At 74.4% G+C, this 13,330-nt stretch carries 12 protein-coding genes; 8 read left to right on the forward strand and 4 right to left on the reverse strand.

Annotated elements, in window-relative coordinates; all coding sequences use genetic code 11:
* Window positions 1–270 precede the first annotated feature (270 nt).
* Together ACIQ6R_RS25455 and ACIQ6R_RS25460 are read left to right on the forward strand one after the other, a co-directional pair.
* Window positions 271–840, forward strand: a complete 570-nt coding sequence (locus ACIQ6R_RS25455; protein ID WP_404179700.1) for a helix-turn-helix domain-containing protein — start codon at window positions 271–273, stop codon at window positions 838–840.
* 10 nt (window positions 841–850) lie between these two features.
* Complete coding sequence (locus ACIQ6R_RS25460) at window positions 851–1,576, forward strand: helical backbone metal receptor (RefSeq protein WP_404223629.1); 726 nt, start codon at window positions 851–853, stop codon at window positions 1,574–1,576.
* Here ACIQ6R_RS25460 and ACIQ6R_RS25465 read toward each other — a convergent pair.
* Complete coding sequence (locus ACIQ6R_RS25465; RefSeq protein WP_404223631.1) at window positions 1,503–2,660, reverse strand: TDT family transporter; 1,158 nt, start codon at window positions 2,658–2,660, stop codon at window positions 1,503–1,505. The two genes, ACIQ6R_RS25460 and ACIQ6R_RS25465, sit on opposite strands and share 74 nt — an antisense overlap.
* Window positions 2,661–2,730: 70 nt before the next feature.
* On the opposite strand from ACIQ6R_RS25465, the gene ACIQ6R_RS25470 reads away from it, so the two are divergent.
* Window positions 2,731–3,684 carry a LysR family transcriptional regulator gene (locus ACIQ6R_RS25470; protein WP_404223633.1) on the forward strand — a complete coding sequence of 318 codons (954 nt, stop codon included), beginning with the start codon at window positions 2,731–2,733 and terminating at the stop codon, window positions 3,682–3,684.
* 199 nt (window positions 3,685–3,883) lie between these two features.
* Here the strand turns inward: ACIQ6R_RS25470 and ACIQ6R_RS25475 are convergent, their stop codons facing one another.
* Together ACIQ6R_RS25475 and ACIQ6R_RS25480 are read right to left on the reverse strand one after the other, a co-directional pair.
* On the reverse strand, window positions 3,884–4,576 hold the full coding sequence (locus tag ACIQ6R_RS25475) for a gamma-glutamyl-gamma-aminobutyrate hydrolase family protein (protein ID WP_404223634.1): 693 nt from the start codon (window positions 4,574–4,576) through the stop codon (window positions 3,884–3,886).
* A 79-nt stretch (window positions 4,577–4,655) separates the two neighbouring features.
* Window positions 4,656–5,390 carry a FadR/GntR family transcriptional regulator gene (locus ACIQ6R_RS25480; protein ID WP_404223636.1) on the reverse strand — a complete coding sequence of 245 codons (735 nt, stop codon included), beginning with the start codon at window positions 5,388–5,390 and terminating at the stop codon, window positions 4,656–4,658.
* 74 nt (window positions 5,391–5,464) lie between these two features.
* On the opposite strand from ACIQ6R_RS25480, the gene ACIQ6R_RS25485 reads away from it, so the two are divergent.
* Genes ACIQ6R_RS25485 through ACIQ6R_RS25500 form a run of 4 tightly spaced genes read left to right on the forward strand, consistent with a single transcriptional unit; the run spans window position 5,465 to window position 10,047 of the window.
* Window positions 5,465–6,829 (forward strand): glutamine synthetase family protein, encoded by a 1,365-nt coding sequence (locus tag ACIQ6R_RS25485; protein WP_404223637.1) that lies wholly within the window; start codon window positions 5,465–5,467, stop codon window positions 6,827–6,829.
* Window positions 6,830–6,836: 7 nt separating this feature from the next.
* Complete coding sequence (locus ACIQ6R_RS25490) at window positions 6,837–8,237, forward strand: aldehyde dehydrogenase family protein (RefSeq protein WP_404223639.1); 1,401 nt, start codon at window positions 6,837–6,839, stop codon at window positions 8,235–8,237.
* Between the two features lie 6 nt (window positions 8,238–8,243).
* On the forward strand, window positions 8,244–9,026 hold the full coding sequence (locus ACIQ6R_RS25495; protein WP_404179677.1) for a 3-oxoacyl-ACP reductase: 783 nt from the start codon (window positions 8,244–8,246) through the stop codon (window positions 9,024–9,026).
* Window positions 9,027–9,063: 37 nt separating this feature from the next.
* A complete protein-coding gene (locus ACIQ6R_RS25500; RefSeq protein ID WP_404223856.1) occupies window positions 9,064–10,047 on the forward strand; it encodes a DUF2510 domain-containing protein in 984 nt (327 codons plus the stop codon).
* 31 nt (window positions 10,048–10,078) lie between these two features.
* Here the strand turns inward: ACIQ6R_RS25500 and ACIQ6R_RS25505 are convergent, their stop codons facing one another.
* Window positions 10,079–11,281 (reverse strand): amino acid deaminase/aldolase, encoded by a 1,203-nt coding sequence (locus ACIQ6R_RS25505; RefSeq protein ID WP_404223641.1) that lies wholly within the window; start codon window positions 11,279–11,281, stop codon window positions 10,079–10,081.
* Window positions 11,282–12,511: 1,230 nt separating this feature from the next.
* Here ACIQ6R_RS25505 and ACIQ6R_RS25510 point away from each other — a divergent pair.
* Window positions 12,512–13,324, forward strand: coding sequence for a hypothetical protein (locus tag ACIQ6R_RS25510; RefSeq protein WP_404223858.1), 813 nt, complete (start codon window positions 12,512–12,514; stop codon window positions 13,322–13,324).
* Window positions 13,325–13,330: the final 6 nt, after the last annotated feature.

Consider the following 13,330-nt stretch of genomic DNA (forward strand, 5'->3'; position numbering starts at 1 on the left):
GAGCATCGCCTCAGTGGGGCGGGAGGGGCTGGCGGGAACATGCGGGGCCCGCCACGCCTTGAACCGGTAAGGCGTCCGGCGTGGCGCGCGAAGGTCCCTTTCGATGGCGAGAAATGTGAGGTCGCGGCCACCGCACCGTGACGTCGATGTGACGGCCGCATGAAACGGTTTGCCGAACATGCGTAGGGTGCAGAGAACTCATCAGGAGTACGGCGCGCGGACCGGGGCGCCGTAGCGGTACGGCGACGAGTGAAGGAGGGAGCCGGAGCGATGGGCGACCACAAAGATCAGCACCTACGGGTGGGCGCTGCCGTACGGCGGCGGCGCCGGGCCCTCGAACTCACCCTCGCCGTCGTCTCCGAGCGCAGCGGCCTGTCCGTGCCCTTCCTGAGCCAGATCGAGAACGACCGGGCACGGCCCAGTCAGAGTTCCCTGGAGAAGGTGGCCGACGCCCTGCGCACCACCGCCGTGGAACTGCTCGCCGCCGCCGACCCCGCGTGCAGCGTCGACGTCGTCCGGGCCGAGGAACCCGATCCCGAGCTGGCACCCAAGGTGCGCTCGCTGGTGCGCGGGCACCACCAGATGCACGCCTCCGAGTTCACCGGCGACCACGACGCGGGCCGGGAACTGCAGTACCGCAACGACCAGTTGATGTTCGTCACCGAGGGCGCCGTGGAGATCGAGGCGGAGGGCCGTGCCTACCGGCTGGGACGCGGCGACACGCTCTACCTCACCGGCGGGGTGCGGCACCGGTGGCGGGCCACGGTGCCCGACACCCGGCTGATCGTGGTCGCCGTCGCCGAGCACATCGAGGCGGTCCGGGAAGGGCCGCGCCGGTGAGGGCGCGCCGGTGAGGGTGGTCTCCCTGGTGCCGTCGCTGACCGAGGCGGTGGCCCGTACGGTTCCGGGTGCCCTCGTGGGCGCCACCGACTGGTGCACCCACCCGGCCGGCCTCGACGTGGCACGCGTCGGCGGCACGAAGAACCCGAAGACCGAGCGGATCGTCGCCCTCGCCCCGGACCTGGTGGTCGCCAACGAGGAGGAGAACCGCGCCCCCGACCTGGACGCCCTGCGCGCGGCGGGCGTCGAGGTGCTGGTGACCGACGTGCGTACGGTGCCGCGGGCCTTCACCGAGCTCGACCGGGTACTGACCGCCTGCGGCGCGCCGTCCCGGCCCCGGTGGCTGGACGCCGCGGAGTCGGCCTGGTCGGCCCTGCCGCCCCCGTCCTCCGAGCGGCGCCGTACGGCCGTGGTGCCGATCTGGCGCAGGCCGTGGATGGTGCTGGGGCGGGACACCTTCGCGGGCGACGTACTCGCCCGCCTCGGCGTCGACCACCTGTACGCCGGTCACGCCGAGCGCTACCCGAAGGTTCCGGTCGAGGAACTGCGGGCGGCCCGCCCGGACGTCGTGGTCCTGCCGGACGAGCCGTACCGCTTCACCGCCGACGACGGCCCGGAGGCCTTCCCGGGCCTGCCCTGCGCTCTCGTCGACGGGCGCTGCCTCACGTGGTACGGGCCGTCACTGACCGATGCGCCCCGGGTACTGGGCGCGGCCCTGCGAGCAGCGCGCCGCTGACCACGCCGCGCGCGGTGTGCACGGCGGCGACCGCCCAGGCGGCGACGAGGACGGCGTACAGGACGACGGTGAGCCCGTCGTACACGGCGAGCCCCGTGTGCCGGGCCAACGCCTCGGAGCCGGTGACGCAGGTGCCCACCGGGAAGGTGAACGACCACCACGTCATCGAGAAGCCCATGCCCTCCCGGCGGGCCCGCACGACGTGCGCGGTGGCGAGACACAGCCACATCAGCGCGAAGCCCATCACCGGCACGCCGTACAGGACGGCGAGCACCCCGAAACCCTCGGCGTACGGGCCCGGGACGACTCCCGGGGCCACGTCCGCGAACTTCCCCGCCGCGGTGGTCGACTGCCCGAGTGGTCCCAGCACCAGGAACAGCGACGGGGTGAGCGCGAGCGGCAACGGGCCGCCGGTGAGCAGCCGGCCGAAGATCACCGGCAGGGTCACCAGGGTCGCGAGCAGACTCACGCCGAACATCGCCACACAGGCGAGCAGCAGCGTCTCCCGGGGCTGGCCCGCCGGGAGGTGGGGGACCAGCAGCGGTCCGACGGCCGCGGACACCATCGGCGCGACGAGCGGCAGCAGCCACACGGGACTGGCCTGCCCCGGCTCTATCCGGTGCCGTACGGCCATCAGGTACGGCACGGCCACCGCCGCCGCGAGCCCGATGACCGTACCGGCGGTGAACAGCACGGTGTCCAGGGCGACCGCGGCGGAGGTGCCGATCCAGTCCCGCCCGACGGTCAGGGCGCCGCCGCCCACGGCCAGCAGGGCCATCGACAGACAGCCGTAGAAGGGAGCCGCCGCCGGGTCGAGCAGATGGGCGCGGGCCTGGTCGCGGTGGTGGGTCCAGTGCAGGGCCCGGGCCACCAGCAGGACCACCAGCAGGAGGAGGGACAGCGCCCAGACCGTGGTGCAGACGGCGCGCAGTCCGGGCACGTGCCAGGGGAGCGCGGCTCCCGCGGTACCGACGATGGCGGTGCCCATGACGCAGGCGTACCAGTTGGGCCCGAGGTGACGAACGGCCGGGACACGCCGGTTCGGGGTGGCGGGAGGCGACAGGGGCTGGGCTGCGGTGACCATGCGTCCACGGTCTCGGTGGCCGAAGTCCCTGACCAGGGACCATGTCTCTATGAGGACATAAGCTGGGGTTATGAGCAGCAGCGGTACGGGTGGTACGGAGGACGGGCAGGACGCACCTGGGCGGCACGGGGCGGGCTCCCTGGCACACCGGGTGCCGGATCTCGGGGCGATGGAGCTGCTGCTGGCGGTGGCGCGCCTGGGCAGCCTCGGCGGGGCGGCGCGCGAGCTGGGCATCACACAGCCCGCCGCCAGCAGCCGCATCCGCTCGATGGAACGTCAGCTGGGTGTCGCCCTGGTGGACCGTTCGCCGCGAGGTTCCCGGCTCACCGACGCGGGCGCGCTGGTCACGGACTGGGCGCGCCGCATCGTCGAGGCCGCCGAGGCCTTCGACGCCGGCGCCCAGGCGCTGCGGGACCGGCGGGACTCGCGGCTGCGGGTGGCGGCGAGCATGACGATCGCCGAGTACCTGCTGCCGGGGTGGCTGGTCGCGCTGCGCGCCCAGTTGCCGGACACGGCGGTGTCGCTGCTCGCCGGGAACTCGACGGTGGTGGCGGAGCGCCTGCTGGCCGGTGAGGCCGACCTGGGTTTCGTGGAAGGAGTGAGCGTCCCGGCGGGCCTCGACTCGGCCGTCATCGCCCGTGACCGGCTGGTCGTCGTGACCGCACCGGGCCACCCCTGGGCCCGTCGCCGGCGCCCGCTCGCGGGGGCGGAACTGGCGGCGACGCCGCTGATCCTGCGGGAGAAGGGCTCGGGCACCCGGCAGGTTCTGGACGCGGCGCTGGGCGGTCTGGCCCGCCCCCTGATCGAGTTGTCGTCGACCACCGCGGTGAAGGCGGCGGCCGTGAGCGGCGCCGGCCCGTCCGTCCTCAGCGAACTCGCCGTCGGCGAGGAGCTCACCACCCGGCGCCTGGTGAGCGTGCCCGTGGCGGACGTCGCCCTGGCCCGTGACCTACGAGCGGTATGGCCCACAGGCCACCGCCCGACGGGCCCGGCCCGGCAACTGCTGTCACTGACACGGGCGTAGGCCTGCCGACGGGGGCGGGGCGGGGCCGGCCCGTCCTCGGGGTGGAGCACGCCCGGCACGCCCGGCAGGCCGCAGGCCAGGCAGCTAGGTACGGCCGGTGCGAGGCGGTGCGGGCGGGCACGCCCGGTGTCGGGTCCGGCGCGCTCGCGTACGCCGCTCCCCCCGGGTGTCCACGCCCCGCCGTCCCCGGAGCGGCGGGTCAGAGCGGCCTCGACGCCTCCACCAGCGCCCGCATCACCCGTACGTCCTCGCCCATCTCCGGATGCCACTGCACGCCGAGGACCCAGCCCGGTCCGGACGGCAGCTCCAGGGCCTCCACCGTGCCGTCCGCCGCGTGGGCCGACGGGACGAGCCCCGTGCCGATCCGGTCCACCGCCTGGTGGTGGTACGTCGGCACGAACATCTCCTCGGGTACGACGGAGGCGTACAGCGTCCCCGGCACCGGCTTGACCGGGTGCCCGCCGAACACGCCCACCGCCTCGGCGTGGCCCTCGATGTGCTGGACGAGGGTTCCGCCCAGGGCGACGTTGAGCAGCTGCATGCCCCGGCAGACGCCCAGCAGCGGGACGCGCGCGGCCAGGGCCGCCTCGATGAGCGCCAGCTCCCACGTGTCCCGGGCCCGAGCGGGCGGTCCGGTGCGCGGGCCGGGCTCCGCGCCGTAGCGGACCGGCTCCACGTCCGGGCCGCCCGCGATCACCAGCCCGTCGAGGCGGGCGACGGTCGCGGCGGCGTGCTCCGGCGCGTCCGGCGGAAGCATCGCGGCCAGTCCGCCCGCCCGCTGCACGAGCCGCGGATACCCGGCCGGCAACAGCGCCGCCTCCAGCTCCCACACACCCCAGCGCGCCCCGGACTCCAGGTACGTGCTGACGCCGATCAGCGGTCTGCCCGCCATCCGACCTCCAGACAATGGCTTGCCCTCATACCTTTGTACCTTCGCACCTTCGCCGGGGGACGTCCCCGGGGCAGGACACTCACGCCAGGAAGCCGCGCAGCAGCGCCGCCGTCCCCGCGCAGTGCTCCCGCGTGATCTCCCGCGCCCCGTCCGCGTCCCCGTCGAGCACGGCATCCACCAGGGCGGTGTGCTGCCGCTGGGAGTGTTCCAGGTTGCGCACCAGCAGCGGGATGCAGTCCAGCAGGTCGTTCAGGGTGGCCCGGACGGCCGCGTACTGCGCGGCCAGGGCGGGGGAACCGCACAGTTCGGCGAGGGTGAGGTGCAGCATCGTGTCCAGTCGGCGGTACTCCGCCAGCGGCGCGTCCCGCGTGCCGGCCAGCGCCTCGCGCAGCCGCGCCGCCTGCCCGTCCGTCAGCCCGTGCGCCGCGCACAGCCCGGCCGCGCCCACCTCCAGCACCTCCCGGAAGCGCAGCACGTCCTCGATGTCGATCCCGGCGACCCGGCGCCGTAGTTCGTCCTCGCCGACCGCGTCCGCCCGAGGCAGCACAAACGTTCCGCCGTAGCGGCCGCGCCGGGCCTCCACCAGCCCCTGGTCCTGGAGCACCCGCAGCACCTCGCGCAGCGTCACCCGGCTGATCCCGAGCCGCTCCGCCAGCTCCCGCTCGGCCGGCAGCCGCTCGCCCCCCGACACCAGGCCCAGCCGGACGACCTGGAGGATCTGCTCCAGCGCCTCCTCGAAGCCGTTGCCGGCCCGCACCGTCCGCAGCACCGGTGCGAGCCGGTCCGTCACACTCCCGCCGGTTTCCTCCGGCATGCGGCCGCGCCCCCTTCCCAAGCAATGGTTCCCGGCAATACCTTATGGCTCCCGGCCACAAGGAGGCTCTCCCCGTGCCAGACCGCACACCCCCGTTCGGGGTCGAGGAACTGCACGCCCTCGTCGCCGCCGGTGACATCGACACCGTCGTCCTGGCCTTCCCCGACATGCAGGGCCGTCTCCAGGGCAAGCGGTTCGCCGCGCGCTTCTTCCTCGACGAGGTCCTCCGGCACGGCACCGAGGGCTGCAACTACCTCCTCGCCGTCGACGCCGACATGAACACCGTCGACGGGTACGCGATGTCCTCCTGGGACCGCGGCTACGGCGACTTCGCCATGCACGCCGACTTGGCCACCCTGCGCCGCCTGCCGTGGAACGAGGGCACCGCGATGGTCGTCGCCGACCTCGCGTGGGAGGACGGCTCCCCGGTGCTCGCCGCGCCCCGCCAGATCCTGCGCCGCCAACTGGAGCGCCTCGCCGGGCACGGCTGGACGGCGCAGGCCGGCACCGAGCTGGAGTTCATCGTCTTCCGGGACACCTACGAACAGGCCTGGGACGCGAACTACCGCGGCCTGACCCCGGCCAACCAGTACAACATCGACTACTCCGTGCTCGGCACCGGCCGCATCGAGCCCCTGCTGCGCCGCATCCGCAACGAGATGGCCGGCGCCGGCCTCACCGTCGAGTCCGCCAAGGGCGAGTGCAACCCCGGCCAGCACGAGATCGTCTTCCGCTACGACGAGGCCCTGGTCACCTGCGACCAGCACGCGGTCTACAAGACCGGCGCCAAGGAGATCGCGGCCCAGGAGGGCATGTCCCTCACCTTCATGGCCAAGTACAACGAGCGCGAGGGCAACTCCTGCCACATCCACCTCTCCCTCACCGACGCCGACGGCAACAGCGCCATGGCCGGCGAGGGGGAGGGCGGCATGTCCGAGGTCATGCGGCACTTCCTCGCCGGACAACTGGTGGCGCTGCGCGAGTTCTCCCTCCTCTACGCCCCCCACATCAACTCCTACAAGCGGTTCCAGCCGGGCTCCTTCGCCCCGACCGCCGTCGCCTGGGGCCGCGACAACCGCACCTGCGCCCTGCGCGTCGTCGGCCACGGCCGCTCCCTCCGCTTCGAGAACCGGCTCCCGGGCGGTGACGTCAACCCGTACCTCGCGGTGGCGGGCATGGTGGCGGCCGGCCTGTACGGCGTCGAGCAGCGGCTCGAACTGCCCCAGCCGTGCCAGGGCAACGCCTACACCGCCGGTTTCGAACACGTCCCCACCACCCTGCGCGAGGCCGCCGAGCTCTGGGAGAACAGCACCCTCGCCAAGGCCGCCTTCGGGGACGAGGTCGTCGCCCACTACCGCAACATGGCGCGCGTCGAACTGGACGCCTACGACGCCGCCGTCACGGACTGGGAGCTGCGCCGCTCCTTCGAACGCATGTGAGGCCCCGTTGTCCGACCTGCCCGACCCGCCCGACCTGCTGCGGGTACTGAACCCCGCCACCGAAGAGGTCCTCGCCACCGTCCCCGCCGCCTCCGCGGCCGACGTCGACGCCGCCGTCGTACGGGCCGCCCGGGCGCAGACGGCCTGGGCCGCCCTCGCCCCCGGCGACCGCGCCCGGCTGCTGCGCCGCTTCGCCGCCGCGGTCGACGAGCACCTGGAGGAGCTGGCCCGGCTGGAGGTCCGCGAGGCCGGGCACACCATCGGCAACGCCCGCTGGGAGGCCGGCAACGTCCGCGACCTGCTCGACTACGCCGCCGGGGGAGTGGAGCGGCTCACCGGACGGCAGATCCCGGTCGCCGGCGGCCTGGACGTGACGATCCTCGAACCGCTCGGCGTCGTCGGCGTCATCGCGCCCTGGAACTTCCCGATGCCGATCGCCGCCTGGGGCACCGCGCCGGCGCTGGCGGCGGGCAACGCGGTCCTCCTCAAACCCGCCGAGACGACCCCGCTGACCGCGCTGCGCCTGGCCGAACTGGCCCTGGCGGCCGGGCTGCCCGAGGGCCTGTTCCAGGTGCTGCCCGGCCGCGGGCCGGTCGCGGGCGACGCGCTCGTCGAGCATCCGGGCGTGGCGAAGGTCGTCTTCACCGGGTCGACGGCCGTGGGCCGGCGGGTGGCGGCCAAAGGCGCGGCGCTCCTCAAGCCCGTCACCCTCGAACTGGGCGGCAAGAGCCCCAACATCGTCTTCGCCGACGCGGACATCGAGGCCGCCGCGGCCGCCACGCCCATGTCCTTCCTCGACAACTCCGGCCAGGACTGCTGCGCCCGCACCCGCGTCCTCGTGCAGCGCGCGGTGTACGACCGTTTCCTCGCCCTCCTCGCCCCGGCGATCGAGTCCGTCCTCGTCGGCGACCCGGCCGACGAGCGCACCGACATGGGCCCGCTGATCTCCCGGGCCCAACTGGACCGCGTCCGCTCCTACGTCCCCGCCGACGCCGACGGCATCCGCGGCAAGGCCCCCGAGGGCGGCCCCGGCTTCTGGTTCCCGCCCACCGTCCTCACCGGCGTCGACGCGCACGCGCGCGTGGCCGTCGAGGAGGTCTTCGGGCCCGTCGCCGTCGTCCTGCCCTTCGAGGACGAGGCCGACGCGATCCGCCTGGCCAACGCCACCGACTACGGCCTCTCCGGCTCGCTGTGGACCCGGGACGTCGGCCGTGCCCTGCGCGTGTCGCACGCGGTACGCGCGGGGAACCTGTCCGTCAACTCCCACTCGAGCGTCCGCTACTGGACGCCGTTCGGCGGGTTCAAGCAGTCCGGCCTCGGCCGTGAACTCGGCCCGGACGCGCTGACCGCCTTCACCGAGACCAAGAACGTCTTCATCAGCAACGTCTCGCCGAGCACGGAGGCCTAGCCACTCATGACCGAGGACATCATCTGCCGCCGTCTGGTCGGCCGTACCGCCGTCGTCACCGGGGCCGGCAGCGGCATCGGCCTCGCGTCCGCCCGCCGGCTCGCCTCCGAGGGCGCGCACGTCGTCTGCGGCGACGTGGACGAGACCCGGGGCAAGGCGGCGGCCGAGGAGATCGGCGGAACCTTCGTCAAGGTCGAGGTCACCGACCCCGAGCAGGTCGAAGCGCTGTTCAGGACGGCCTACGACACCTACGGCAGCGTGGACGTCGCGTTCAACAACGCCGGTATCTCGCCGCCCGACGACGACTCCATCCTGGAGACCGGCCTGGAGGCGTGGAAGCGTGTCCAGGAGGTCAACCTCACCTCCGTCTACCTGTGCTGCAAGGCCGCCATCCCCTACATGCGACGCCAGGGCAGGGGGTCCGTCATCAACACCGCGTCCTTCGTGGCCCGGATGGGCGCGGCCACCTCGCAGATCTCGTACACCGCGTCCAAGGGCGGCGTCCTCGCGATGTCCCGGGAACTGGGCGTGCAGTTCGCGCGGGAGGGCATCCGGGTCAACGCGCTCTGCCCCGGCCCGGTCAACACCCCGCTCCTCCAGGAGCTGTTCGCCAAGGACCCGGAGCGGGCCGCGCGCCGTCTCGTCCACATCCCGCTCGGGCGGTTCGCCGAGGCCGAGGAGATCGCCGCCGCCGTCGCGTTCCTGGCCAGCGACGACTCCTCCTTCGTGAACGCCACCGACTTCCTGGTGGACGGCGGGATCTCCGGGGCGTACGTCACACCGCTGTAGATCACCCCGGGCGGCGTCCTACAGTGCCGGAATGAGCATGACGCCGCCACCCGGCTGGTATCGCGACCCGTCGGCCCCGCCCCAGGAACGCTGGTGGGACGGCACGGCCTGGACGGAGCACCGTCGCGCCCCCGAGCCCACCGGGTTCGGCGCGCCCCCGCCCTCGCGGCAGCAGCCGGTGCAGCACCAGCACCAGCCGATGCAGCACCAGCACCAGCCGATGCAACCCCAGCAGCAGGCGGGTGTCGGCGGGCGCGGAAAGGCCGTCGCCCTCACCACCGCGGCGGCCGTGCTGGTCGCGGCGATCGTCACCGGCGTGTTCTTCCTCGGCGAGGACGACGGCGGCCCCGTGGCGCAGCCCCCGCCGGCCACCGCGACGTCCGCCGTCCCGGAACCGACGAGTGCGCCCCCGACCCCCTCGCCGACGTCCTCCGGACCCTCCGCCGACGCCCCGGCCGTCGTCGAGGACCAGCTCAACGGCATCACCTTCCCGCTGCCGACGGGCTGGGTGCTGCCCAAGTACGTCACCGAGGACGACGTCATGATGACCACGGACGGCACCTACGACTGCCCCGGCGACGGCGGCGTGTGCCGGCACGGCCTCGTCATCTCCCGCACCGTCACCGCGAACGCCGAGTCCTCCCCGAAGGCCCTCGCCCGGCAGGACATCGAGGACGCGGCCGACGACGCCTACGACCGCGACCTGATCGGCAACAAGCCCTTCGGCGGCATCGAGTCCCACGAGGAGGTGGCCTCCGGGCCGGTCGCGGTCGCCGGACGCGCCGGGTACTACGTGCGCTGGCGGGTGAAGACGGCCAAGGGCCCCGGCGGCTACGTGCAGTCGCTGGTCTTCCCCTCCACCGTCGGCACCGAGTCCCCGATCCTCGTCCGCTACGTCTTCGACGCGGGCGAGGACGGACCGCCGCTCGACGACATGGACCGGATCACCAAGGGCATCCGGCCCGTCGGCGACGCGGACACGGGCGGCGGCGTGGGCAGCGGCATCGGCCCGTCGAGCTGACCCGGCCGACTGCGAAACCGCGCCCCTCTCCCTACAGGAACGTCTGTCCCTCGCCCCGGTACGTCGGCACCGTCGCCGTCACCGCGTCCCCCTCCACCAGATGCAGCGCGTCGAACCGCTCGCACAGCTCACCCGCCTTGGCGTGCCGGAACCACACCTTGTCGCCGATGAGGAGGTCGTCGGCGGGCGAGCCGAGCAGCGGCGTCTGCACCTCACCGGCGCCCTCCTGGGAGTCGTAGCGCAGGCCCTCGGGCAGGTACGGCACCGGCAGCCGGTCGGCGCCGGGCGCACCGGAGGCCGGATAGCCGCCGCCGAGGACGGCCACGGCCCCGACCCCCGGCCGCCGTACGACGGGCTGGGCGAACAGCGCCGCCGGACGGCCCCGGAACGACGTGTAGTTGTCGAACAGCCGCGGCACATAGAGCCCGGACCCGGCGGCGATCTCCGTGACCGCGTCCTCCGCTGCGGTGTGCTGCACGCTGCCCGTGCCGCCGCCGTTGACGAACTCGAGGCCGGGCACCACGGCCCGCACCGCCCGCACGACGGCGGCACGCCGCTCGGCGAGTTCCCGGCGGGCGGCGGCCTGCATCAGCCGTACCGCCCGGGACCGCAGCGGCCGGCCGGCCACCGCGTCCCCGACACCGGCGACATGACCCTCGTACGCCATGAGCCCCACGACCTCGAACCCCGGCCGGCGGGCCACCGCGCGGGCCAGGTCGGCGACCTGGGCGGGGGAGTGCAGCGGGGAGCGCCGGGCCCCCACCCGCACCCGTCCGCCGAGCAGCTTCAGCGAAGTGTCCAACTCCAGGCAGACCCGCACGACTTCGCCGCCTCCGTCGCGCGCGGCGTCGATGAGGTCCAGCTGCGCCGGGTCGTCGATCATCACGGTCACGGCGGAGGCGAGCTTGGGGTCGGCGGTCAGCTCGGCGTACCGGGCGCGGTCCGCCGACGGATAGGCGAGGAGCACGTCCTCGAAACCGGAGCGCGCCAGCCACAGGGACTCGGCCAGCGTGAACGACATGACGCCCGCGAAACCGTCCCTCGCCAGGGCGCGTTCGAGCAGCGCACGGCAGCGTACGGACTTGCTGGCGACCCGGATCGGTTTGCCGCCGGCCCGGCGGACCAGGTCGTCCGCGTTGGCGTCGAAGGCCTCCAGATCCACGATCGCCACGGGGGCGTCGAGATGGGCGGTGGCCCGGTCGTAACGGGCCCGGTCAGCGGCGCGCGCAGTCATGGACGCAGCCTGCCAGACAGGATTACCGCAGGGTAGGGGGACGTTCCGGGCCAATGCCACGGGCGCGCGGACTGGTTCCCCGCCGGGCGGGGTCACGCCGTAGAGTGACGCGCACGCACGGCCCGACGGCCCGGGCGGCAGGACCCGAGGTCCGCGCCGGGATGGCGGTCGACCCGTGCGGGTATGCGTGCCCGGGACGGATCGGTCCGCACCGGGCCGGGGCGGGAAACCACATCACCGGCCCGCGTCGGAGAAACGGCCCGGGCCCGAGCAAGAGGAAGCGGGGGGCGCATGAGCACGGAAGCACGCCGCGCCTCCGTCCCCCCGCGCCCCGAGACCTCGCCCCATCCGGACACGCCGCCCCATCCGGACACGCCGCCCCACTCGGGCACGGCGCCCCACCCGGCCACTCCGCCCCGCCCCGGCACGCCGCCTCCCCCGGAGGCACCGCCTCGTCCGGGCACCCCGCCTCGCCCCGCACAGGCACCGGCGGCGCGCGGCGGTGACGTGCACCTCCCGCACTCCGCCTCCCACCGGGGCACCGACGCGGCCACGGCACCGGAGGGCGACGACACCCCGGGGCGTCGTACGGCGGCGGGGGAAGACCGTACGGACGGAACCGCCTCCTCGGGCGACGGCCGGGACCTCGGCCCGTCCACGCCGGGCAGGGACGGCGACCCCGAGGGCCCCGGCCCCGGCACCGGTGCCCGGCCCCGCTACCCGCGCTTCCGGCTCACCGATTCCCGAGCCACCGACCCCGCGCCCCCGCCGCCCCGCGCTTCCGCCCGCTTTCCCGACGGCCCGCCGAACGTCGTCCGCCAGACCCCGGACGGGAGCGGGACGCCCGAGGCGCGGCCCCGCCGGTCCCCCGCTCCCGCGGAGTCCCCGACGGAGACGACGACCCGCCTGCGTCCGATCCCGGCAGAACCGGCGCCGGCGCCGGAGTCAGCACCGGCACCGGCACCCACTCCGGACCCGGAAGCCCGAGCGGCATCGGGAACCCGAGCGAACCCGGGAACCCAAGCGAACCCGGGAATCCGAGCGACCCCGGAACCCCGAGCGACCCCGGAAGCCCGAGCGGAATCGGGAGTCCGAGCCGAACCGTATCCGCGGCGACGACCGGCGCTCACCCCGTTGTCCGACCCGACGGCCCCGTCTCCGGGCGCCGCCACCCCCGACCCGGCCTTCTCCTGGAGCACGCCGGCGGCGCCCGGCGGCGGGCGGCCGCGTGTGTCGTTCGGGGAGCCCGAGGGCTACGACGAGCCGGCCCGGCCGCGTCCGCTCGGTGGGCGGCTGCGGCCCCAGGCCGTCGCCGCGGCCGTCTGTCTCGTGCTCGGGCTGGGACTCGTCACCGGCGCCGTCACCGGCAGCTGGCTCGCCGGGGATTCCGGGGACGGTGGCGCCCGCAGCGCGTTCGCCGAGGCCGGGGAGTTGTGGCACAGCGTGCCGGTCGACCAGCTGTTCCCGGCCACCGTGCGGGGACAGGGCGCGGGCCCCGGCGGCGCCGACCGCACCTGGACGCGTGTCGCCGTCGCCCCGGACAGCGACTGCGCGGGTGCCTTCGAGCCGCTGCTGGCCAAGGCCCTCGACCCGATCGGCTGCCGGCGCCTGCTGCGCGCCACCTACACCGACGCCACCCAGAGCCACGTCACCACCGTCGGCCTGCTCTTCGCCAAGGCCGACGCCGCCGCCATGACGTCACTGGCGGGCCGGTTCGAGAAGGAGGGCCTGGGCCGCCGAGAGGACCTCATGCCGTTGCCGTACGCCGAGAAGGACACCGTCGCCGCGGGCTTCGGCGCGCGGCAGCGGGCCTCGTGGACCGTCTCCGTCCTCACCGACGCCCCCGTCGTCGTCTACGCCGTGTCCGGCTGGGCCGACGCCCGCACCGTCGACGAGCCGGAGCCCGCCGAGGAGGCCATGGAGTCCGATGCCACGTCGGCCCCCGCCCAGGCCGGCCTCGGCCACGAGGCGCAGGGCCTCGCCGACCGCGTCGAACGCGCCCTGCGCAAGAACGTCGGCCCGGCCACGGAGCATCCGTCGTGAACCCCG

The organism is Streptomyces sp. NPDC096048 (genome assembly GCF_044763415.1).
GTDB lineage: Bacteria > Actinomycetota > Actinomycetes > Streptomycetales > Streptomycetaceae > Streptomyces.

Coding starts and splice junctions, on each gene's coding strand:
- ACIQ6R_RS25455 (WP_404179700.1), top strand. CDS start 271: ATGGGCGACCACAAAGATCAGCACCTACGGGTGGGCGCTGCCGTACGG.
- ACIQ6R_RS25465 (WP_404223631.1), bottom strand. CDS start 2,660: ATGGTCACCGCAGCCCAGCCCCTGTCGCCTCCCGCCACCCCGAACCGG.
- ACIQ6R_RS25470 (WP_404223633.1), top strand. CDS start 2,731: ATGAGCAGCAGCGGTACGGGTGGTACGGAGGACGGGCAGGACGCACCT.
- ACIQ6R_RS25475 (WP_404223634.1), bottom strand. CDS start 4,576: ATGGCGGGCAGACCGCTGATCGGCGTCAGCACGTACCTGGAGTCCGGG.
- ACIQ6R_RS25480 (WP_404223636.1), bottom strand. CDS start 5,390: ATGCCGGAGGAAACCGGCGGGAGTGTGACGGACCGGCTCGCACCGGTG.
- ACIQ6R_RS25495 (WP_404179677.1), top strand. CDS start 8,244: ATGACCGAGGACATCATCTGCCGCCGTCTGGTCGGCCGTACCGCCGTC.
- ACIQ6R_RS25500 (WP_404223856.1), top strand. CDS start 9,064: ATGACGCCGCCACCCGGCTGGTATCGCGACCCGTCGGCCCCGCCCCAG.
- ACIQ6R_RS25505 (WP_404223641.1), bottom strand. CDS start 11,281: ATGACTGCGCGCGCCGCTGACCGGGCCCGTTACGACCGGGCCACCGCC.